The sequence below is a fragment of the Erythrobacter aurantius genome, from assembly GCF_023823125.1.
Taxonomy (GTDB): Bacteria; Pseudomonadota; Alphaproteobacteria; order Sphingomonadales; family Sphingomonadaceae; genus Erythrobacter; species Erythrobacter aurantius.
In genome coordinates this window covers 2,335,284-2,355,258 of sequence record NZ_CP090949.1, presented here as the reverse complement: position 1 = coordinate 2,355,258, position 19,975 = coordinate 2,335,284, and the positions used below count along the sequence as shown (strand labels likewise).

Genomic DNA, 19,975 nt, shown 5'->3' with positions numbered 1-19,975 from the left:
TGCGCCGGGGCAATCAAGATAAATGGGATCATCATGACTCAAAGACCGCTTTCTCCGCACCTCCAGATATGGCGGTGGGGGCCGCACATGCTGGTTTCGATCCTGCACCGCGCGACCGGAGACGGTATGGCGCTGGTCGGGCTTGCCGTGCTGGTCTGGTGGCTGGGCGCGCTCGCTAGCGGGCCGGAAGCCTATGAGAACTTCCTGTGGTACGCAAAGCACCCGCTGGGCTACGTCGTGCTGATCGGCCTGACCTGGGCGTTCTTCACGCACATGATGAGCGGTCTGCGGCATTTCGTGCTCGACATCGGGGCAGGGTATGAACTCGACACCAACCGTTTCTGGTCGATCGCCTCTCCGGTGATCGCGATCCTGCTCACGGCCGCCTTCTGGGCGTTCATCCTGCTGCGCTGAAGGGAGAGGCGACATGGGTAACGGAACCACTATCGGAAAAGTGCGCGGCCTCGGTTCGGCGCATCACGGCGCGCATCACTGGCTGGTGCAGCGCACCACCGCGATCGGCAATCTGGTGCTGATGAGCTGGCTGCTCACCAGTTTCCTGATGCTCGGCGATCTCAGCTACGCAACCGTTTCCGGCTGGCTTGCAAAGCCGATTGCCGCAGTGCCGATGATGCTGCTGATCGTCAGCCTGTTCTGGCACGCCCGGCTGGGCCTGCAGGTCGTGATCGAGGATTACGTCCACGAAGCCGGCATGAAATTCGCGCTGCTTTCGGCGCTCAACCTCATCGCATTTGGCGCTGGCGCATTCGCTATCTTCAGCGTCGCCAGCCTCGCACTGACAGGAGCTGCCTGATGGCAACTGCACCCGCTAACGGCGCCGCTTCGCTGAAGGGCGCTTACAAGATCATTGACCACACCTATGACGTGGTGGTTGTCGGCGCCGGGGGCTCGGGCCTGCGCGCGACAACGGGCGCAGCCGAAGCCGGCCTGCGCACCGCGAACATTTCCAAGGTGTTTCCCACCCGCTCGCACACGGTTGCCGCGCAAGGCGGGATCGCCGCGAGCCTCGGCAACAACACGCCCGATCACTGGACCTGGCACATGTACGATACCGTCAAGGGGTCGGACTGGCTGGGCGATCAGGACGCGATCGAATATCTCGTGCGCGAAGCACCGCAGGCGGTTTACGAGCTGGAGCACGCAGGCGTGCCCTTCAGCCGCAACGCCGATGGCACGATCTACCAGCGTCCGTTCGGTGGCCACATGCAGAACATGGGCGACGGCCCGCCGGTGCAGCGCACCTGCGCCGCGGCTGACCGCACCGGCCACGCCATGCTTCATGCCCTGTACCAGCAGAGCCTGAAGTACGACGCCGACTTCTTCATCGAATATTTCGCGCTCGACCTGATCATGCACAATGGTGCCTGCGTCGGCGTGATGGCGATGTGCCTCGATGACGGCACGATCCACCGTTTCCGCGCGCAAAGCGTGGTGCTGGCGACCGGCGGCTATGGCCGATGCTATTACACCGCGACTTCCGCACACACCTGCACCGGCGACGGCGGCGGCATGGTGCTGCGCGCCGGCCTGCCGCTTCAGGATATGGAATTCGTGCAGTTCCACCCCACCGGCATTTACGGCGCGGGCGTGCTCATCACCGAAGGCGCGCGCGGCGAGGGCGGGTACCTCACCAACTCCGAAGGTGAACGCTTCATGGAGCGTTACGCGCCGAGCGCAAAGGACCTCGCCTCGCGCGATGTCGTCAGCCGTTCGATGGCGCTGGAAATGCGCGAAGGGCGCGGCGTGGGGCCGGAAGGCGATCATATCCACCTGCACCTCGACCATATCGATCCGAAAGTGCTGGCAGAGCGTCTGCCGGGCATCACCGAAAGCGGCAAGATTTTCGCAGGCGTCGATCTCACCCGTGAAGCGCTGCCGGTGACGCCGACGGTGCATTACAACATGGGCGGCATCCAGTGTAACTATCACGGGCAGGTCGTCACCATCGGCGCGGACGGCAATCCGGACACAATCGTCCCCGGTCTTTACGCCGTGGGCGAGGCGGCCTGCGTTTCGGTTCACGGGGCAAACCGCCTCGGCTCGAACTCGCTGATCGACCTCGTGGTGTTCGGCCGTGCGACCGGCTTGCACCTCAAGGAAAATCTGAAGCCCGGCGCATCGCAGCCCGAACTGGCCGCCGACAGCGCCGATTTCGCGCTGACCCGTCTGGATCACTTCCGTTACGCGCAGGGCGGTTCGCCCACCGCCGCGATCCGCGCGGACATGCAGAAGGCGATGCAGAAGCACTGCGCCGTGTTCCGAGATCAGGAACTGATGGACGAAGGTGTGAAGATCCTCGCCGAACAGAACAAGCGGATGGAGGACATCCACGTCACCGACAAGTCGCTGATCTGGAACAGCGACCTGATCGAGACGCTGGAGCTCGACAATCTTATGTCTCAGGCGAATGTGACGATGGCATCGGCGGCCAACCGCAAGGAAAGCCGCGGCGCGCACGCGCACGAGGATTATCCCGATCGCAACGATGCCGAATGGATGAAGCACACCGTCGCCTGGTTTGATGGCTGGGGCGGAAAGGGCGGCGATATCAAGATCGATTACCGCCCGGTGCACGAATACACGCTGACCGAGGATGTCGAGTACATCAAGCCGAAGGCCCGCGTGTATTGATGCAAGGTCCGGTCGCTGGCTGAAACCGGATGATGAGCCGCGACCGGATCCGCGAACGCCTGCGCTGGTATGGCCCGGTGGAAATGCTCAACGCCGCACTGGTGCCCGCCATTATGGCGATCTGGTGCGTGTTTGAAGAGCAGGCGATTGGCTGGCTGCTGGTACTAACCTGTATCCCGATGTGCCTGTTGCTGCTGCTTGGCGGGCAATACTGGCGCGTGAAGCTGCAACAGCTTGAAGGCAATTCGCAGCCGATGCAGCGATTTCTGCCGCTGGCTGATCGCAGCAGGCCCGTCTTGCTGGTGCTGTGCGCGGTCGCGGTGGCGGCGGCGGTTCTGGGCTGGCTCGATATCGGGTTCGGGCAAAGTCTGGGCGAACGGATCGCGGCCAGCATCGCTGCCACATTGGCGGCGCTGGAATACGTCAATTATTACCACCGCCAGCTGCAGCACTTCGATCACGCGCCCGATTTCAGGCGATTGTTGACGGGGCAGGGCTTCCGGCCTTCGCAAATGGCGGTTGATCTTGCGCGCTGGAGGGACGCTGGCGCGAAATGAGCGGTGAGGAAACCGATCATCCGGCGCACCCGCGCTTTTGGGCCGGATACGTCCTGCTGGCATTGTTTGGGGCCACAATCGTCATCATGCTAGTGCAATCGGCGAGCGACCGGTTTTACCGCACCTATCTCGAAGGGATCGGAGTTGTCGCAACCGGCGAAGTGATCGACCATCGGCTCTATCGCTGCGCCGGGCTGCGCTGCGCCAGCAAGACCTATTTCGAAGGCGAGCACGCCAGCCCCGAATTCGATCAGTTCATGCAGGACTGCCGGGGGCTGCGATACCGTTGGAAATGCCACACAGACATTCTCACACGCTTCGAATTCCGGGGTGAGGCATTCGAATTCTACGGCAAGGTCGACAGGTATGATTTCCGCCGGATTGCGCTCGGCAGCGATGTGGAAGTGCTGGTGAACCGGAAAGACCCGGCAAAATCGCTGCTGCGCGATCACGATCCGCAAGGATTCGTATTCTGGATGGCGCTCGGGTTCGTGGCCTTCGCGCTGTTCATCGTTGCGATGCTTCGCCCGCAGCGAAACCGCTGGCGCATTTATTGAAGCGGGTTCAGGCCGGTACGGGTTCGGGCGCTTCGCGGTCTTCCGACTGGCGGTGGATCCGCTGGCCGAACAGGCCGCAGGCGAGATCCTTCTTCGCTTCGTCCTGACCCGACGGTTTTTCGCGCGCGGGTGCTTGATCAGTCATGTCATAGCTCCTTCGTTGTGCGACCGTGGTTTTCGACCGGGTGAGTCGTTGGCACTGCCAATACGCCTGTCACTTACAGCGGAATTGTATGTATCGGTCAGTCCGCGCAGTTTGTCGGATTGATACAAATGCCAGCCCCGCGCCCTTGACGGGAAGAGCCAGTTTCGGAACACAGGTGCGATGCACTTGCGCCCGATCATAGGCTTGCTTGCGCTGGGCGCTTCCCTTGCGCTGCCTCATGCGGCGGGCGCGCAGGATAGTTCCGCGGCTCCGCCCGAACACACCGCGCCATTCCCCAATCTCGGCATTGGCGAAACGCGCGAGGAAGTGATCGAAAGCTTTGACCTCGCCCCGCAATTGCGCCGGGGGGAAAGCGCGCGCGATCTGCTGGATCAACGGCGCAGGCTCGATGCGGCGCTTGGCGCGCTGCAACGCCAGCGGCCCGGCACCGTCGATGCCTATGTGATCACCATCGCGCTCGACAGCGATCCGGTGTTCGCGCGGGAGGCGCGCGAGGCAGGCCGGGTGCTGCAAAGCCGCTATGACGGGGCGGGGCGCACTCTGACGCTGGCCGGGCCGGACGGGACAAGCGACGATCTGCCGCGCGGTTCGATCGACGCTTTGTTTGTCGCGCTGGCGCATGTTGCCGAGTTGATGGATCCGGAAGAGGACGTGCTGGTGCTGTACACCACCAGCCACGGGATGAAGCTGGGGCTGGCCTATCACTATGGCGATACCGGCTATGGCATCTTGTCGCCCGCACGGATGAAGGCGGTGCTGGAGGAAGTCGGGATCGAGCGGCGCATCCTGATCCTCAGCGCGTGCTATTCGGGGGTGTTCGTCCCTGCGCTGGCAAGCGATGACACCGCGATCCTGACAGCCGCCGCGTCAGAGCGCACGTCATTCGGGTGCAGGCCGGAGAACGACTGGACTTTCTATGGTGATGCCTTGATCAACCGTGCTTTGCGTCAGCCGGTCGCGCTCGATCAGGCGGCGCGGGTAGCCAGCCTTTCGGTGGCTGAATGGGAGACGAAGGCGCGGGTGCTTGCCTCACTGCCGCAGATCAGCATCGGGGCCAATGCGCGGGGGTGGCTGCCGCAACTCGAAGCGCGAATGCCGCGTGTCGCAAGCGCCCCGGTGGGGCAGCCCGCCTTTGATCCGGCGCAGTTCAACCAGCCGGTGCCCGCCGCGCGGTAACGATCTCCACCGGCTCGGCAAGGATCTGGCCGCGCATCACCCCTTCGCCCTTGTTCGGATCGGCGGGCTGGGCATGGATCGCATAGACCACGTCCATTCCGTCAATCACATAGCCGAACACGGCATAGCCATTGCGCCAGACCGCTTCGGTGGCGTTAGGGTCGGCGTCGAGACCGGTCTGGTCCTGCAGCATGATCGAGAAATCGCCATTGGCCGTGCCCGGATCGCCCATCGCCATCGACAGCGCGCCATGAGTGTGGCTGAGCCCGGTTTGGGTAGTCGGTTCGTGCGGGATGCCGGGCAGGATCAGCTTGGGATCGAATTGCGTTCCGCCCTGGATCAGCCCGTTGGGCTGGGGCTCGCGATTGAGCCGCATCGCGCGGTAGAACACCGTCCCGTCAAATCGCCCTTCGTCGACATAGCGCAGGAAATTGGCGGCGGTGATCGGCGCGCGCTCTGTCTCGATCCGCACCGTGATATCGCCCAGCGTCGTCGCCAGCACCACATCGACCGTTTCGTAATCGACCACCGGTTCCGGCGCGACGGCCTCCACCGGTTGCACGGGAGCGACCGCCGCCTTGATCTCGAACTTCAGCAGCAGCGTGCGCTGGCTGGATGAGAAATTGTTGTCTGAAACGATGTAGAGATAGGTCTTCCCGTACTGCTCGCGCACGGCGAGCCCTTCGAAATTGTCGATTGTCAGGCTCGGGTCGAACGCTGCAATGACCTTGGGCTGTTCGCCGCGCTCGACGGCGACGATTGCGGCGTGATTGCCGACACCGGGGGTGTAATCGCGCAGAAGGACATAGCAGGTGCCGTTGCTGGCGCAGGCGGCATCGGTCGGGACGGGGCTGTATTCGCCAATGGGCGCTGCGATGTTGAGATCGGAAGTCTCGCCCGCGTCGATCCGGCTGCAATTGGGGAATGCACCGCCAGGATACTCGCCGCAAAGGATCAGGCCGTCCGCTGTCGCTGCAAGCGTTTCGATCCCGTTGTTCGGCGATCCGGGTGAAACCAGCGCGGACAGATCGACGGGGTAGGGCGCAGCAGCGGAGGCGAGATCGGCGGAATAGCGCCAGATGCGATGATCCCGCTCGAAAGCGACCAGCCAAGAACCATCGGCCATGCGCGTGATCGCTTCGGCATCGGAATCCTCCTTGCCGCGCAGCCGCCGTCCACGTTCGTCCAGCAGCGGGGCGATGGTGATCGCGGTCAGATCGATCAGCCGCCCGTCGAATTCGTCGGGCGTCATCGTCATCCAGCGCCCGTCGTCGATCACGGCGAAAAGCCGGTCTTCGTGCCATTCGAGCCCGGAAATCCCGCCGATTTCCGCTTCGCCCGGTTCGATTTCGAGCCCGCCGCGAAAGATCAGTTCCCCGACTTCGGAGGCCTCGGGATTGGCCGGATCAAGCTCCACCGGCTGCGTCAGCGGGAATATGTCGTCCTGCGCGGCGGCGGGTGGGCTGAACGCGGCACCAAGGCCGATCAGCACGGCGAAAAGGGCGGTCTTCACAGGCTTCATCCATGTCATTGGTCCGTTGATATCGGCTGCCCGCAGAAGAGCAAGCACCTGAACGGCCCGTTCATCGAGCGGCAATGTTTACACCCGTAATCGTAATGACTACAGACGTAATCAAGCAAAGGGAGGCAGGCTTGAACAAGTCACCCGCCAATGGACCGGCAGAAAAGCCGGAACGCATCAGCGAGGCCGAACACGCGGTGATGGAGGTCCTGTGGGATCGCGGCACCGCCACCGCTGCCGAAGTGTGCGAGCAAGTCTGCAACCAGCGCGACTGGAGCCTCGCCACGGTCAAGACGCTGCTGTCGCGGCTCGTCCAGAAACAGGCGATCGAAACCCGCCCCGATGGCCGCCGCTATATCTATTCGCCCCTGATCGCACGCGCCGATTACGTCGGCGGGGAATCGCGCCGTCTTGTGGATCGCCTGTTCGGCGGCAAGGCCGCTTCGCTGGTCGCCCATCTGGCGGAAACGGAGGCGCTGACCCCGGATGACCTTTCGGAAATCGAGGCGCTGCTGAAGGACCTGAAGCAATGACGGGCTGGCTGCTTGAAACGCTGTTGTGGACGGCGGTGCTGATCACGCTGGTCCTGCTGCTGCGCCGCCCGGTCGCGCGCTGGTTCGGCCCGCAGGTTGCCTATGCCCTGTGGGCGCTTCCGGCGCTGCGGCTTGTCGTTCCCCCGATAGAGCTTCCGGCATGGATGCGGCCCGAACCTGCTGCGGCTCCCGTGGCGCTGCAAACGGATGCTCCACAATATCTGATCCTCGATCCTGCCACTCCAGTTGCGGCAACAGATGGACCTGCGGGATCAGAGGCGGCGGCGTCCGGTGCGCTATCGCTGATTACCCCTGTGACCGAACTTGAGCTTGGAACCCTTCTTCAGGTCGGCATTGCAGTGTGGCTCATCGGCGCCGCCATTTTCTTGGTCCAGCGGTATGCCGCCTACTTCAGCCTTCGCGCCGAATTGCTCGACGGGTCGAGTGAGGTCGGGCAGATGGACAAGGTTCGCCTGATCGAAACATCCGGCACCAATGCGCCGCTGGCCTTTGGCGTGATCGACAAGGTTGTGGCTCTGCCGCGCGGCTTCCTGGCGCAGCATGATCGCACCGCGCGCGATCTCGCGCTGGCGCATGAACTGGCGCACCATCAGGGGCGTGACCTGCTTATCAATGTTCTGGTTCAGCCGCTGTTCGCGCTGCACTGGTTCAACCCGCTTGGCCGCTATGGCTGGCTGGCGCTGCGCCGCGATCAGGAGGCGGCCTGCGATGCCCGCGTGATGGCGAGCAAGCCGGCAGAGGCGCGCGAAGCCTATGCCCAATTGATCGTCAGCTTTGCCGCCACGCCTGATCTTGTCCCTAATCACGCCCTGACCGCGCCGATGGCGTGCCCGGTGCTGGGCGAAAAATCGATAATTCACCGTTTGAGGAGCTTGAAAATGAACAACACTTCGATCCGCCGCCGCATTGCGGGCCGGGCGATGCTGGGCGCGGCAATTGTCGCCCTGCCGTTGACCGCAACCATCAGCTATGCCGCAAGCGAGGCACAGCAAGCCCCCGAAGCGCCCCCGGCACCGCCGAGCGCGCCGACCCCGCCCGAGGCTCCGACCCCGCCAGAGGCACCCGAGGGCGAGCGTGTGGAGCATGTCATCATCGAGATCGATCCGGACAGCGAGACTGACGGCGAAGTCCGGCGCGAGGAACGGGTTTTCGTCTTCCGTTCGGGCGATGCCAGCGAAGACGAGGCAGGTGAAGGCACCGAGCGACGCGTGATGCGCTGGGTCAAGCGCGACGGCGAAACCATGACCGAAGAAGACATGGAAGAAGTCCGCGTCGAAATCCGCCGCAGCCTCGCCGAAGCGGACAAGGTTCTGGAAGACCTGCCGCAGATCATGGAACGCGCGATGAAGGAAGCCGAAGAGGCCCGCGCCGCCGGGGAAGAACGCACCATCGTCAAGATGGAATGCGACCGCAATTCCGATGAAGTCGCCACCACCACCGAAAACAGCGATGGCAGCCGCGTTGTCATGGTGTGCCAGACGCGGGTGATGGCCAAGGCCCGCGAAGGCCTCCAGCAAGCGCGCGACCAAATCGCCCGTGACCGCGAACTGTCGCAGAGCATGCGCAACCGCATCCTGCGCGAGCTCGATCGCCAGATCGAAAGCTGGGACGAAGCTGCGCGCTGAGCCCCATCGAGCCTGAGGGAAGCAAGCGGGCCGGTGTCGTCATGACGCCGGCCCTTTTTCTGTGTGGAGGGGCTATTTGCCCGAAGTCATGGTCCCGCGTTCCTCGCGCGGGCGGGCGGGATAGGAACAGCCGCGCTGCAATCCCATGCCTTTCAGGAAGCCGCGCCGCACCATGCCTGCCGTGATCGCCAGATTGACTTCGCTGCGGCGCGCATTCGCGCCCGACACTTCGCGAACGATCCCGGGAAACGGAATGAAAGACCCGACCACGCTTTGCGCGATGCGCCCGCGGCTGATGCGGCGTTGTTCGTCATCGGCAATGTCGAAATCGGCACCCAATGCCCGGTCGAGCGCGGCGATCTCGGCAACGATTTCATTGCAGGTGGTGAACCCTTCGGAGGCGTAGGGATCGCCGGCGGCCTTCACCAGAATTTCCGGGATATCATCGCTGTCGATGTTGAAATCTTCCAGCGGGGTGCGCGCGACATCCATCGCGTCGGGATCATCCTTGATCACCTGCGCCTGAGCCGGGGCGGCAAGGCAAACTGCCAGCGCGAGGGCAATGCCCGCCTTAGCTGAAGTCGAAATAGACATCGCATGCCGCGTCATCGGCGCTCTCCAATCCCCGCCGCAACGCGTCCATGCGCTGCTGGCTGGTTCCGTGGGTGAAGTTTTCGGGATTGATGCGCTGTCCGGCGTTGCGCATCAGCGTGTCGTCGCCAATCGAACTGGCGGCGCGCAGCCCTTCTTCCATATCGCCGCGTTCGATCCGGCTGCGGTTCTTGCCCGCCCATACTCCGGCATAGCAATCCGCCTGCAATTCCATGCGCACCTGAAGCGCGTTGGATTGCGAAGGGTTGCGTTGCTGAAGGCTGCGCACCTGCGCGGCAAGGCCGGTCATGTTCTGGATGTGGTGGCCATATTCATGCGCGATAACGTAAAGCCGCGCGAAATCGCCGCCGGTTCCGGCCATCTGCGCGAGCTGATCGTAAAAGCCGACATCGATGTAGATGCCAAGGTCCGCCGGGCAATAGAACGGCCCCGCCGCAGACGACGCGCTGCCGCAGCCCTGCGTGTTGACGCGGCCGGTGCGATACAGATCGAGCACCGGTTCTTCGAACCGCACCCCGGCGCGGGCGAATTCGGGGGCCCATGTCTCGTTTAGGCTGGTCAGCGCATCGCAGGCCTCGCGGGCATAGGGGTTGCTGCTGCACACTTGCTGCTCGGTGAGGTCGCCCTGCGATGTCTGGGGCGAGCCTTGTTGTTCGATCCCGCCCAACACGGCAACGGTCTGTGCCGGGTCAACTCCGAATGCGAGCGCGGCGACCAGCGCGATCACCAGAGTGCCGCAACCCACGCCGCCCGCGCTGCGCATCCCGCCACCGCCACCGCCGCTGGATCGGACCTTGATCTTGTCCGTATCGAATGGATTGAGCCGCACTGAATTTTCCTCCCGACCGATCCCGGCAATGTTGCAACCGGTAAATCGCGCTTGCAAACCTCTGGACACAGCAGGCTAGCGAGGCGAAAGCATTGTCGAAGCTACAGTTGCAGGAGTTGATGGAAATGCTCAAGGGCGAAGCGCTCAAAGGCAAACGCGCATTGGTAACGGGATCGACGTCTGGGATCGGGCTGGCAATCGCTCGCGCGCTTCGTGCCGAAGGGGCCGACGTGGTGCTGAACGGCTTCGGCGATCCGGACGAGATCGAGGCGATCCGGGCGGAACTCGGGGCCGAATACAACGGCGCGAACCTGATGGATGCGGATGCCATCGCCGCGATGATGGAGCAAATCGGCACCATCGATATCCTCGTCAACAACGCCGGGATGCAGCATGTTGCCCCGGTTGAGGAATTTCCGCCGGAAAAATGGGACGCGATCATCGCGCTGAACCTGACGGCGGCGTTCCACACCACACGCTTTGCCGTTCCGGGGATGAAGGAGAAGGGCTGGGGCCGGATCATCAACACCGCCTCGGCGCACTCGCTCACCGCATCGCCGTTCAAAAGCGCCTACAATGCCAGCAAGCATGCCATTGCCGGTTTCACCAAGACGATTGCGCTCGAACTGGCGCAAACGGGTGTGACGGCCAATTGCATCAGCCCCGGCTATGTCTGGACCCCGCTGATCGAAGGGCAGATCCCCGATACGATGAAGGCGCGCGGGCTGACCCGTGAACAGGTGATCAACGATGTGCTGCTGGCCAAGCAGCCAACCAAGAAATTCGTCCAGCCCGAAGAAGTCGGCGCGCTCGCGGCCTTCCTCTGCCGTAACGAGGCGGGCAATATCACCGGCTCGAATTACAGCATCGACGGGGGATGGACGGCGGAATGATCAAGGCGGGTCGCAATTTCGTCTTGCTCGCCGTCAGCCTGGCGCTGGCGGCTTGCGCCAAGGTTCCGCTCGCCACCGCGCCGATCGAGGAACGCGCACAGATCGAAACCGCGCTGATGCGCGATATCTCGGTATTGGCGAGTGACAAGTTCGCCGGACGGCAGCCGGGGACCGAGGGCGAGGTTCTGACGGTCGAATATATCATCGGCCAGATGCAACAGGCCGGGCTGGTATCGGGTACCAATGACCCCGGCAGCGCATGGAAGGCGCCGGTAGCATTGGTGAGCAGCACCGCGCGTTCCAGCGCGATCTCGATTGCCTATGAAGGGCGCACCACCTCGCTCGCAGCAGAGGATGCCGCAGCCTTCACTTCGGCCCGGCGCCTGCTGGTCAATGGCGCGAGCATGATCTTCGTCGGGTTCGAAGGCGAAACGGTCGAGCCGGAGATGATCGCGGGCAAAGTCGTGGTGATGCTGGGCGAACCCGGTGTCAGTCCGGCCCGGCGCGCGCGCCTGTTCGAAGCCGATCCGGCGGCAATCATCACAGTGGTCGAGGATGCCGAGGCGATTACCGCTACAAACCGCGCCTTTGGGCGGGAGCGCGTGTTCCTCGCCAGCGAAGAGGAAAAGCGTCTGAGCGCCTTCGTCACGCAGGCTGCGATGCAGAAGGTGCTGGGCGAGGAATACTGGAATTCGCTGATCGAGGCGGCTGCGGGCGAGGATTTCGCACCCGGGCCGCTTGGCGCGCAGGCCACTATCGAAGCGGTTTCGGACCGGCGCGAATTCAACAGCACCAATGTCCTCGGGCTGTTGCCGGGACAGGTGCGCGGATCGGGCGCGGTGCTGCTGCTGGGCCATTGGGACCATCTGGGTGAATGTCGTCCCGAAACCAGCGAGGACCGCATCTGCAACGGCGCAATCGACAATGCCAGCGGCATTGCGGTGATGCTGGAACTGGCACGCCGTTTGTCTGCCAGCGGCCCTCTGGATCGCGACGTCTACTTCCTTGCCACCACCGCCGAGGAATCCGGATTGCTGGGGGCAAAGGCCTTTGTCGAGGAACCTCCGCTGCCGCTCGACAGCATCGTGGCCGCCTTCAATTTCGACACGGTGGCGATAGCGCCAGCAGGCAGCCCGGTGGGCTTTGTCGGGGAAGGGCGCACCGGCCTTGATCCGGTGATCCTCGAAGTGATGCTCGCGGGCAAACGCGAACTTGGCGACAAGCAACTGGCCGAAAGGTTCGTGCGGCGGCAGGATGGCTGGGCCTTGCTGGAGGCAGGGGTTCCGGCGGTGTTCCTGTCCAGCTCCTTCGGTTCGGAGATCATTCTCGATCCCTATTTGTCGAGCAATTACCACCGTCTCGGTGACGAGCTTGAGGCGCTGCAACTGGGCGGGGCGATCGACGATCTGCTGCTGCACGAGGAACTGATCCGCCGCTTTGCCAGCACCACAGCCTATCCCGCCGCCGACAAATAGGCTCACGCCCTAGCTTTCCCGCAAAACCCGCCCTACAGGGACGTGCACGATTCGATCCGCCTGAGACGGCGGCAAACAGACGAAAGCTTGCGTGCACATGGATATCCCCCTCGGTCTCACATTCGACGACGTTCTGCTCCGCCCGGCGGAAAGCAACGTCCTGCCCAGCATGGCCAACACCAAGACGATGCTGACGCGCGAAATCGCGCTCAACATCCCGGTTTTGTCGTCCGCGATGGACACGGTGACCGAAGCCGACATGGCCATTGCAATGGCGCAATTGGGCGGCATCGGCGTGCTTCACCGCAACCTTGATATCGACGAGCAATGCGCCGCCGTGCGTGCGGTGAAGCGGTATGAAAGCGGTATGGTGGTGAACCCGATCACCATCGGCCCGGACGCGGTGCTGGGCGATGCGCAGGCTTTGATGCAGCAACACCGGATCAGCGGCATTCCGGTGACCGATCGCGACGGCAAGCTGGTCGGCATCCTCACCAACCGCGACGTGCGCTTTGCCGAAAACCCGATGCAGCCGGTGCGCGAGCTGATGACGACCGAAAACCTCGCGACTGTGCCGCTCGGCACTTCGCAGGAAGACGCCCGCCGCCTGCTTCACGCCCGCCGGATCGAAAAGCTGCTGGTCGTGGACGATGCCTATCGCTGCATCGGCCTGATCACGGTGAAGGACATCGAAAAGGCCGTGACCTATCCCGATGCGACCAAGGATTCCGCCGGACGCCTGCGGGTGGCTGCGGCAAGCACGGTGGGCGACAAGGGTTTCGAACGCACCGCCGCGCTGGTCGATGCGGAAGTAGACGTGGTGGTGATCGACACCGCGCACGGTCACAACCGTGACGTGTCCAAGGCGGTTGAACGGGTCAAGGCGCTGTCCAATTCGGTTCAGGTTATCGCGGGCAATGTCGCCACGGCAGAGGCGACCCGCGCGCTGATCGATGCGGGAGCGGATGCGATCAAGGTGGGTATCGGCCCCGGCTCGATCTGCACCACCCGTGTGGTCGCAGGCGTCGGCGTGCCGCAGCTTACCGCCGTTATGGAAAGCGCCGCCGAAGCCGCCAAATCGGGCGTTCCGGTGATTGCCGATGGCGGCCTGCGGACCTCGGGTGACGCGGCCAAGGCTCTGGCAGCGGGCGCTTCCACCGTCATGGTCGGATCGATGCTGGCCGGTACCACCGAAAGCCCGGGCGAGGTGTTCCTGTACCAGGGCCGCAGCTACAAGGCCTATCGCGGCATGGGCAGCGTCGGCGCGATGGCGCGCGGCAGTGCAGACCGGTATTTCCAGCAGGATGTTTCGGCCATGAAACTCGTCCCCGAAGGGATCGAGGGACAGGTGCCATTCAAGGGCCCGGCAGCCGATGTGATCCACCAGCTGGTCGGCGGGATCAAGGCGGCAATGGGCTACACCGGATCGGCCACGATCAAGGATCTGCAATCGCGCGCCCAGTTCGTGCGGATAACCAATGCGGGCCTTTCGGAAAGCCATGTCCATGACGTGGCTATCACGCGAGAGGCACCCAACTATCCCACGCGCTGACTTGCGCGCGCCCGTATCCGCGGACGCTTCCTCGCTATACATGCTCCGCCGTGCTACGCACCCGCTGCGGGCGGACCTTCGCCCTTGCGGTCACTGCGCGACCGTTCCACTTTTGCCTTAGGTCTTTCGATGACACCCGCCGCACGCGTTCAGGCCGCGATCGAACTGCTCGACCAGATCATCGAGGCTGCCCGTGCCAAGGGCGCGCCGGCTGACAGGCTGATCGCCGACTATTTCCGCCAACGCCGCTATGCCGGGTCGAAAGACCGGCGGGCCGTCCGCGAGCTTGTCTATGCCGCGATCAGGCTGTGCGGGCCGACGCCGCACAGCGGGCGCGCCGCTATGCTGGCGCTGGCGGCCAAGGACAAGGCGATTGCCCCGCTGTTCGACGGATCGCCACATGGCCCCGCAGCGATTGGCGAGGATGAAAAACCGGCCAAGACCGGAATCGGCCCATCATGGCTTGCTTCAAGGATCACCGCTTCGGGATTGAAAGGCGCGGATGCATGGGCGCTGCTCGAACGCGCCCCGCTGGATATCCGGGTCAACGCGCTGAAGGCGGATCGCGGCTCCATCACGCTTCCCGAAGCGGGCGAGCCACTGGCTGCGCCGCAGGGCTTGCGCTTTCCCTCAGGCACTCAGGTCGAACAATGGGATGCCTTTCGCGAAGGGCTGATCGAGATACAGGACCACGGCAGCCAATGGGTCTGCGCCGCGTTGAACCCGCAGCCGGGCGAAGTGATTGTCGATCTTTGCGCCGGGGCAGGGGGCAAGACGCTGGCGTTGGCAGCGGCAACCGGTAATGCGGCCAGCCTGATCGCTTGCGATACCGACAAACGCCGCCTCGGCAATCTGGCTCCCCGCGCCGCGCGCGCCGGGGCGCAGGTGGATCACACCGTTCTGCTCGATCCCGGCCGTGAGGCAGAAGCGCTTGCCCCGTGGCTGGGCAAGGCAGACCGTGTGCTTGTCGACGCGCCCTGTTCGGGCACCGGCACCTGGCGCCGCAATCCCGAAGGACGCTGGCGGCTTGATCGCGGCGAATTGGAACGTCTCACCAAGCTGCAGGATCACGTGCTCGACATCGGCGCATCGCTGGTGCGGGCGGGCGGCGTGCTCGCTTTCATAACCTGTTCGGTGCTTGACGAAGAAGGCGCGGACAGGATTGCTGCTTTCCTTGCCCGGCATCAGGGCTGGCAGGCGGAGGCCGTGGATATCCCCTTGGGAAGGTCGCAAGGGGCGGGCATGCGCCTCACGCCGCATCACGATGGCACGGACGGGTTTTTTGTCGCCATCCTGCGTTCGGCATGATAGCCTTGACCTCATGGCAAACGCCTATCCATCCCGGCTGTCTGCATCAAAGGAGCTGTTCATGCGTTTCGCGCCCGTAGCCGCTGCACTCTCGCTATTCCTTGCCACCACGGCAAGCGTGACGAGCGCGGGGGAACGAGAGGCCGAACCGCGTGCCGCGATGCTGATTGCGGAAGGGCGCGCCGCTCTTGAAGCAGGCGATGTGCAGACCGCCATCGACTCGTTCGAAGCCGCGCTGGCCGTCGATCCGGGTTACACTCCGATTTTCCTCGATCTGGCTGAGGCTGCGCGCCGCGACGGATTGCAGGGCAAGGCGATCCGTTACTATCGCGAGGCTCTTGCGCGCGATCCCGGCAATTTCGCCGCGATCTCGGGCGAGGGTGAGGCGCTGGTGGAAAAGGGCGCGATCGAAAAGGCGCAGCGCAACCTTTCCCGGCTTGAAAGCCTGTGCGGCGAAAGCTGCCCCGAAACCGTCGCGCTCAAGGCGACGATTGCCGCCGGCCCTCCGGCGCGGCTTGCAGCGGACACGGCAGAGGGCGGGCCTGCCAGCAACTAGGCCAGCAACCGATCATCAGATCAGCGGCGCGAATTCCTTGACCAGCGCGGTGTAGACATCGCGCTTGAACGGAATGATCAGCTCGGGCAGCTGTTCGGGCGCGATCCAGCGGTATTCGTTGAATTCGGGCGGATCATGCGCCTCAAGGTTGATATCGGCATCGCTGCCGAGGAAGCGGCCGAGATACCAGAACTGTTCCTGTCCGCGATATTTGCCCTTCCACACCCGGCCCAGCAGATCGGGCGGCAGATCATACAGCATGGTGCGCGATGCGGGGGCGATCACCTCCACCAGATGCGCGCCGATCCCGGTTTCCTCTTCCAACTCGCGCAGGGCCGCTTCCTGCGGGTCTTCGCCCTTGTCGATCCCGCCCTGCGGCATCTGCCAGAAACCGTGTGCCGAGGCGTCGATGCGCTGGCCGACGAAGACTTTGCGTTCGTGGTTCACCAGCATGAAGCCGGCGCAGGGACGATAGGGAAGCTCGCTCATTGGGCCGGATTCCCGAGCATGAACTTCATCGCCGCGATCATCCGTTCCAGATCGCCCTGAGTGCTGGGAACAGCCTGCCGGATATTGGTGAAGCTGTGGGTGACACCCTGCATTTCGAGGAACACGCAGTCGCGCCCGGCATCGGCCAGCGCCTTGGCATAATCGCGCCCCGAATCCCGGATCGGATCGAGGCTGGCGGTGACGAGCACCGTCGGCGGCGCCTTGCAGTGATCGCCCAGGATCGGAAACGCGCGGTGATCGTCGCGCGGCGCGCCATAGGCCTGATCGAAGAACTCGACCGCGACCTTGCTGAGGATGAAGCCGTCGGCAAATTCCTCAAGGCTGGTTGATCCCATCGCATTGCTGGCAAGCGGGAAGATCGGCACCTGCAACACCACCGGGACATCGGCGGGATTGTCGGCCAGCAATTGCCCCACCGCCAGCGTCGCCGTGCCTCCGGCGCTGTCGCCGATGGTGACGATGCCCGTGACTTCGCGCCCTAAACCTTCAGGCGAGGAAGCGATCCAGCGCGTTGCCGCCTCGCAATCGTCAATCGCGGCGGGGAAGGGGTGCTCCGGCGCCCGCCGGTAATCGACCGCGACCAGCGGCAGGTCCATCAGCGCGGCAATCTCGGTGCAGAGATTGTGGTGCGTCTCCAGATCGCCGATCACGAAACCGCCGCCGTGGTAGAATGTGATGACCGGGCCGGGTTCGCGTGCCTCGCGTGTGTCATAGAGGCGCAGGTGGATGTCGCCATCCGGGCCGGGACAGGTCAGATCGCGCACCAGTGCCAGATCACGCGCCGGACGGTCCGCCATGCCGTGCAGCGTGACATAGGAAGCGCGCGCTTCCTCCAGCGTCATCTCGGCGATCTTAGGTCCGCCGATCGCGGCAAGCGCATCGAGAAAGGCTTTCATGTCGGGGCGGATGTATGGGGTATCAGTCATCGCGGTATTCTCTCTCCCGTGCTCTGCCGCATCGCTAGGCGAGTTGGCGGCGCATTTCCACTCGCTTTGATGCTGGCGCGGGGATAGGCAGCAAAACCATGGACAATCTTACACATAGCCTTGTCGGCGCGGTGCTGGGGCAGGCGGGGCTGAAGAAGAAAACCGGGCTCGCCATGCCTGCCCTGATCATCGGCGCGAACCTGCCCGATGTCGATGCTGCGTGCTTTTTCTGGCTGGAGGGGACCGAGCATCTGGGCTTTCGCCGCGGGATCACTCACGGCCCGCCCGCGATGGTGCTGTTGCCGCTGATACTGGCGGGGCTGCTGTGGGCGTTTGACCGGTGGCAGACGAAGCGCGGCAAGAGGCCCGAAGGACGCCTGCCGGTGCATTTCGGGTGGCTTTATGCCCTCAGCTTCATCGGCTGTCTAAGCCACCCGGCGCTCGACTGGCTCAATGTCTATGGCGTGCGGTTTCTGGAGCCGTTTTCCTCGCAGTGGTTCTATGGCGACACGCTGTTCATCATCGACGTGTGGTTGTGGGCGCTGCTGATCGCCAGCCTGTGGTGGTCGCGGCGGCAGGAAAAGAAGCGCGGGAATTGGGCCAAGCCTGCGCGGATCGGGATTGCGGCAATGCTGGCTTATATCGGGGTAAACTGGCTTTGGTCCGAAGCGATCCGTGACGGCGCGAATGGCACCCATGGCTATGGCCGCCTCGCCGAAGTCATCGTGAGCCCGCTGCCCCTCTATTTCTGGGAGCGGGAGCTGCTTCACAAGATGCCGGACGGAGTGTGGCAGGTCGGGGTCTACACGCCCGGATTTCTGGGGGAGCATCGGCCGCTTTCTGACCGGAATTGCGAATTGCCGGATTTGGACGACGAGCGATTGGAGACCTCCCAACTCGATGCCTTCCTCTTCTGGTCGCGCGCGCCCTTTGCGGTGCGGGCTGATGATGGCTCGGTGATCCTCTACGACGCCCGCTTCTATGATCCTCGTGCGCGGGGACGGTTCTCGGTCGCGCTGCCGGATGTGAAATGTGAGGAACTTGACAGCGACTGACGCGCTTTGGCCCACATGAGTGACATTCAAATCGTCTGGCTGCGGCGCGATCTGCGCATGGCCGACAATCCCGCCCTTTATCACGCGGCAAAGGCCGGCCCGGTCATCACCGTTTACGTGCTGGATGATGATCGCGCCAGCACCCATGCCTATGGCGGCGTGTCGCGCTGGTGGCTGCATCATTCGCTTCAGAGCCTTCAGGCGAGCTTTGCCAAGCGCCACGCCAGAATCGTGCTGCGCCGGGGCGATGCGGTGGAGGAACTGCTTAAGGTTGCTGAAGAAACCGGTGCGACCACCATTCACGCCAATCGCCATTACGAACCTTGGTGGCGCAATGCGGAAAAGGCGCTGGGCGAGAAGATCGAGCTGAAACGCTACGACGATGCCAATTTCCTCACCGTGATGGGTTCGATCCAGACGGGGACGGGTGGGCAGTACAAGATCTACACCCCCTTCAGCCGCGCCGTGCGCGCGCAATTCCCCCCGCGCGACGAATTGCCCGAGCCCGAGACGCTTTCATCGCCCGATAGCTTCCCCGCCAGTGACGCTCTGGAGGATTGGAACCTGCTCCCGAAAAGGCCCGACTGGGCCGGGGGGATGCGGGATTTCTGGCAGGTGGGGGAGGCCGCCGCGCACGAAAGGCTCGATTGGTGGGAGACCCACGTCGACGACTATGACGACAAGCGCAATTTGCCGAGCGTGGACAAGACATCGCGCCTGTCGCCGCATCTCCATTTCGGCGAGATTTCGCCGGTACAGATCTGGCACCGCTTCAAGCACAAGCGTTCGGACGGCTGGCGGACCTTCGAAAGCGAGCTGATCTGGCGCGATTATGCGCAGAACACCGTCGCGCAATTCCCGCTCTATGCCCGCAACAATTACCGCGAGGATTTCGACCAGATCGAATGGCGCGATCCCGCGACGGATGATCGCGCCGCGCGAGACTTGAAGGCTTGGCAGCAGGGGCGCACCGGATACCCCATCGTCGATGCCGGGATGCGCCAGCTGTGGCAGACCGGGTGGATGCACAACCGGGTGCGGATGATCACCGCCAGCTTCCTGATCAAACACCTGCTGATCGACTGGCGCGTGGGCGAACAATGGTTCTGGGATACGCTGGTGGATGCCGATTACGCCAGCAATGCGACCAACTGGCAATGGACCGCCGGAACGGGCGTGGACAGCAACATGTTCGTGCGGATCATGGCCCCGCTGTCGCAGTCGGAGAAGTTCGACGCGGCGCGATATATCCGCGAATACGTGCCGGAACTTCGCGGTCTGGACGAGCCCTATATCCACGATCCCGAGGAATTCGGCCGTCTGCCAAAGGCTTACCCGCCTAAGATCATCGGCCACAAACAGGCGCGCGAGCGTGCATTGGCTGCGTATAAGGCGATCAAGTGCGACTGATCTGGCCATACGTCACCTTGCCGTTGGGCGCATGTCGCGC

Annotated in this window: 21 protein-coding genes; 15 read left to right on the top strand and 6 right to left on the bottom strand. The window is 63.6% G+C overall.

Annotation, left to right across the window (positions count from 1 at the left end; genetic code table 11):
* The first annotated feature begins 33 nt into the window (after window positions 1–33).
* From sdhC to L1K66_RS11235, 5 genes are read left to right on the top strand one after another with little or no spacing between them, the layout of a single operon-like run.
* Window positions 34–414: a succinate dehydrogenase, cytochrome b556 subunit gene (gene sdhC / locus L1K66_RS11255; RefSeq protein WP_034954840.1), complete on the top strand. Its 381-nt coding sequence runs from the start codon at window positions 34–36 to the stop codon at window positions 412–414.
* A 13-nt stretch (window positions 415–427) separates the two neighbouring features.
* Window positions 428–814, top strand: a complete 387-nt coding sequence (sdhD, locus tag L1K66_RS11250) for a succinate dehydrogenase, hydrophobic membrane anchor protein (RefSeq protein ID WP_252257968.1) — start codon at window positions 428–430, stop codon at window positions 812–814.
* On the top strand, window positions 814–2,652 hold the full coding sequence (sdhA, locus tag L1K66_RS11245) for a succinate dehydrogenase flavoprotein subunit (RefSeq protein WP_252257967.1): 1,839 nt from the start codon (window positions 814–816) through the stop codon (window positions 2,650–2,652). Before sdhD ends, sdhA begins: the two co-directional genes overlap by 1 nt.
* A gap of 29 nt (window positions 2,653–2,681) precedes the next feature.
* The gene (locus L1K66_RS11240) at window positions 2,682–3,209 is read left to right on the top strand and encodes a hypothetical protein (protein WP_252257966.1); all 528 of its coding nucleotides are present in this window, start codon (window positions 2,682–2,684) and stop codon (window positions 3,207–3,209) included.
* A complete protein-coding gene (locus L1K66_RS11235) occupies window positions 3,206–3,766 on the top strand; it encodes a DUF3592 domain-containing protein (RefSeq protein WP_252257965.1) in 561 nt (186 codons plus the stop codon). The genes L1K66_RS11240 and L1K66_RS11235 overlap by 4 nt, the downstream gene beginning before the upstream one ends.
* 7 nt (window positions 3,767–3,773) lie before the next feature.
* Here the strand turns inward: L1K66_RS11235 and L1K66_RS11230 are convergent, their stop codons facing one another.
* The gene (locus L1K66_RS11230) at window positions 3,774–3,911 is read right to left on the bottom strand and encodes a hypothetical protein (RefSeq protein ID WP_252257964.1); all 138 of its coding nucleotides are present in this window, start codon (window positions 3,909–3,911) and stop codon (window positions 3,774–3,776) included.
* A gap of 180 nt (window positions 3,912–4,091) precedes the next feature.
* On the opposite strand from L1K66_RS11230, the gene L1K66_RS11225 reads away from it, so the two are divergent.
* Complete coding sequence (locus L1K66_RS11225) at window positions 4,092–5,108, top strand: C13 family peptidase (RefSeq protein WP_252257963.1); 1,017 nt, start codon at window positions 4,092–4,094, stop codon at window positions 5,106–5,108.
* On the opposite strand, the gene L1K66_RS11220 is transcribed toward L1K66_RS11225, so the two are convergent.
* On the bottom strand, window positions 5,080–6,639 hold the full coding sequence (locus L1K66_RS11220; protein ID WP_252257962.1) for an esterase-like activity of phytase family protein: 1,560 nt from the start codon (window positions 6,637–6,639) through the stop codon (window positions 5,080–5,082). The genes L1K66_RS11225 and L1K66_RS11220 overlap by 29 nt on opposite strands.
* Before the next feature lie 122 nt (window positions 6,640–6,761).
* Here L1K66_RS11220 and L1K66_RS11215 point away from each other — a divergent pair, with 122 nt between their 5' ends.
* Window positions 6,762–7,163 (top strand): BlaI/MecI/CopY family transcriptional regulator, encoded by a 402-nt coding sequence (locus tag L1K66_RS11215; RefSeq protein ID WP_256471450.1) that lies wholly within the window; start codon window positions 6,762–6,764, stop codon window positions 7,161–7,163.
* On the top strand, window positions 7,160–8,809 hold the full coding sequence (locus L1K66_RS11210) for a M56 family metallopeptidase (RefSeq protein WP_252257961.1): 1,650 nt from the start codon (window positions 7,160–7,162) through the stop codon (window positions 8,807–8,809). The genes L1K66_RS11215 and L1K66_RS11210 overlap by 4 nt, the downstream gene beginning before the upstream one ends.
* A gap of 72 nt (window positions 8,810–8,881) precedes the next feature.
* On the opposite strand, the gene L1K66_RS11205 is transcribed toward L1K66_RS11210, so the two are convergent.
* Together L1K66_RS11205 and ypfJ are read right to left on the bottom strand one after the other, a co-directional pair.
* On the bottom strand, window positions 8,882–9,403 hold the full coding sequence (locus tag L1K66_RS11205; protein ID WP_252257960.1) for a hypothetical protein: 522 nt from the start codon (window positions 9,401–9,403) through the stop codon (window positions 8,882–8,884).
* Window positions 9,381–10,250, bottom strand: a complete 870-nt coding sequence (ypfJ, locus tag L1K66_RS11200; protein WP_252257959.1) for a KPN_02809 family neutral zinc metallopeptidase — start codon at window positions 10,248–10,250, stop codon at window positions 9,381–9,383. The genes L1K66_RS11205 and ypfJ overlap by 23 nt, the downstream gene beginning before the upstream one ends.
* Before the next feature lie 125 nt (window positions 10,251–10,375).
* Here ypfJ and L1K66_RS11195 point away from each other — a divergent pair, with 125 nt between their 5' ends.
* The 5 genes from L1K66_RS11195 (at window position 10,376) to L1K66_RS11175 (ending at window position 16,034) form a co-directional block, all read left to right on the top strand.
* Window positions 10,376–11,143, top strand: a complete 768-nt coding sequence (locus L1K66_RS11195) for a 3-hydroxybutyrate dehydrogenase (protein WP_252260492.1) — start codon at window positions 10,376–10,378, stop codon at window positions 11,141–11,143.
* Complete coding sequence (locus tag L1K66_RS11190) at window positions 11,140–12,618, top strand: M20/M25/M40 family metallo-hydrolase (RefSeq protein WP_252257958.1); 1,479 nt, start codon at window positions 11,140–11,142, stop codon at window positions 12,616–12,618. The genes L1K66_RS11195 and L1K66_RS11190 overlap by 4 nt, the downstream gene beginning before the upstream one ends.
* A gap of 97 nt (window positions 12,619–12,715) precedes the next feature.
* Window positions 12,716–14,170: an IMP dehydrogenase gene (gene guaB / locus L1K66_RS11185; protein WP_034954251.1), complete on the top strand. Its 1,455-nt coding sequence runs from the start codon at window positions 12,716–12,718 to the stop codon at window positions 14,168–14,170.
* 129 nt (window positions 14,171–14,299) lie between these two features.
* A complete protein-coding gene (locus L1K66_RS11180; protein ID WP_252257957.1) occupies window positions 14,300–15,478 on the top strand; it encodes an RsmB/NOP family class I SAM-dependent RNA methyltransferase in 1,179 nt (392 codons plus the stop codon).
* 61 nt (window positions 15,479–15,539) lie between these two features.
* Window positions 15,540–16,034, top strand: a complete 495-nt coding sequence (locus tag L1K66_RS11175; RefSeq protein ID WP_252257956.1) for a tetratricopeptide repeat protein — start codon at window positions 15,540–15,542, stop codon at window positions 16,032–16,034.
* Between the two features lie 15 nt (window positions 16,035–16,049).
* On the opposite strand, the gene L1K66_RS11170 is transcribed toward L1K66_RS11175, so the two are convergent.
* On the bottom strand, window positions 16,050–16,523 hold the full coding sequence (locus L1K66_RS11170) for an RNA pyrophosphohydrolase (protein WP_252257955.1): 474 nt from the start codon (window positions 16,521–16,523) through the stop codon (window positions 16,050–16,052).
* Window positions 16,520–17,470, bottom strand: coding sequence for an alpha/beta hydrolase (locus tag L1K66_RS11165; RefSeq protein ID WP_252257954.1), 951 nt, complete (start codon window positions 17,468–17,470; stop codon window positions 16,520–16,522). The genes L1K66_RS11170 and L1K66_RS11165 overlap by 4 nt, the downstream gene beginning before the upstream one ends.
* A gap of 98 nt (window positions 17,471–17,568) precedes the next feature.
* On the opposite strand from L1K66_RS11165, the gene L1K66_RS11160 reads away from it, so the two are divergent.
* Both L1K66_RS11160 and L1K66_RS11155 read left to right on the top strand, forming a co-directional pair.
* On the top strand, window positions 17,569–18,525 hold the full coding sequence (locus L1K66_RS11160) for a metal-dependent hydrolase (protein WP_252257953.1): 957 nt from the start codon (window positions 17,569–17,571) through the stop codon (window positions 18,523–18,525).
* Between the two features lie 15 nt (window positions 18,526–18,540).
* The gene (locus tag L1K66_RS11155; RefSeq protein WP_252257952.1) at window positions 18,541–19,935 is read left to right on the top strand and encodes a cryptochrome/photolyase family protein; all 1,395 of its coding nucleotides are present in this window, start codon (window positions 18,541–18,543) and stop codon (window positions 19,933–19,935) included.
* The last annotated feature ends 40 nt before the right edge of the window (window positions 19,936–19,975 follow it).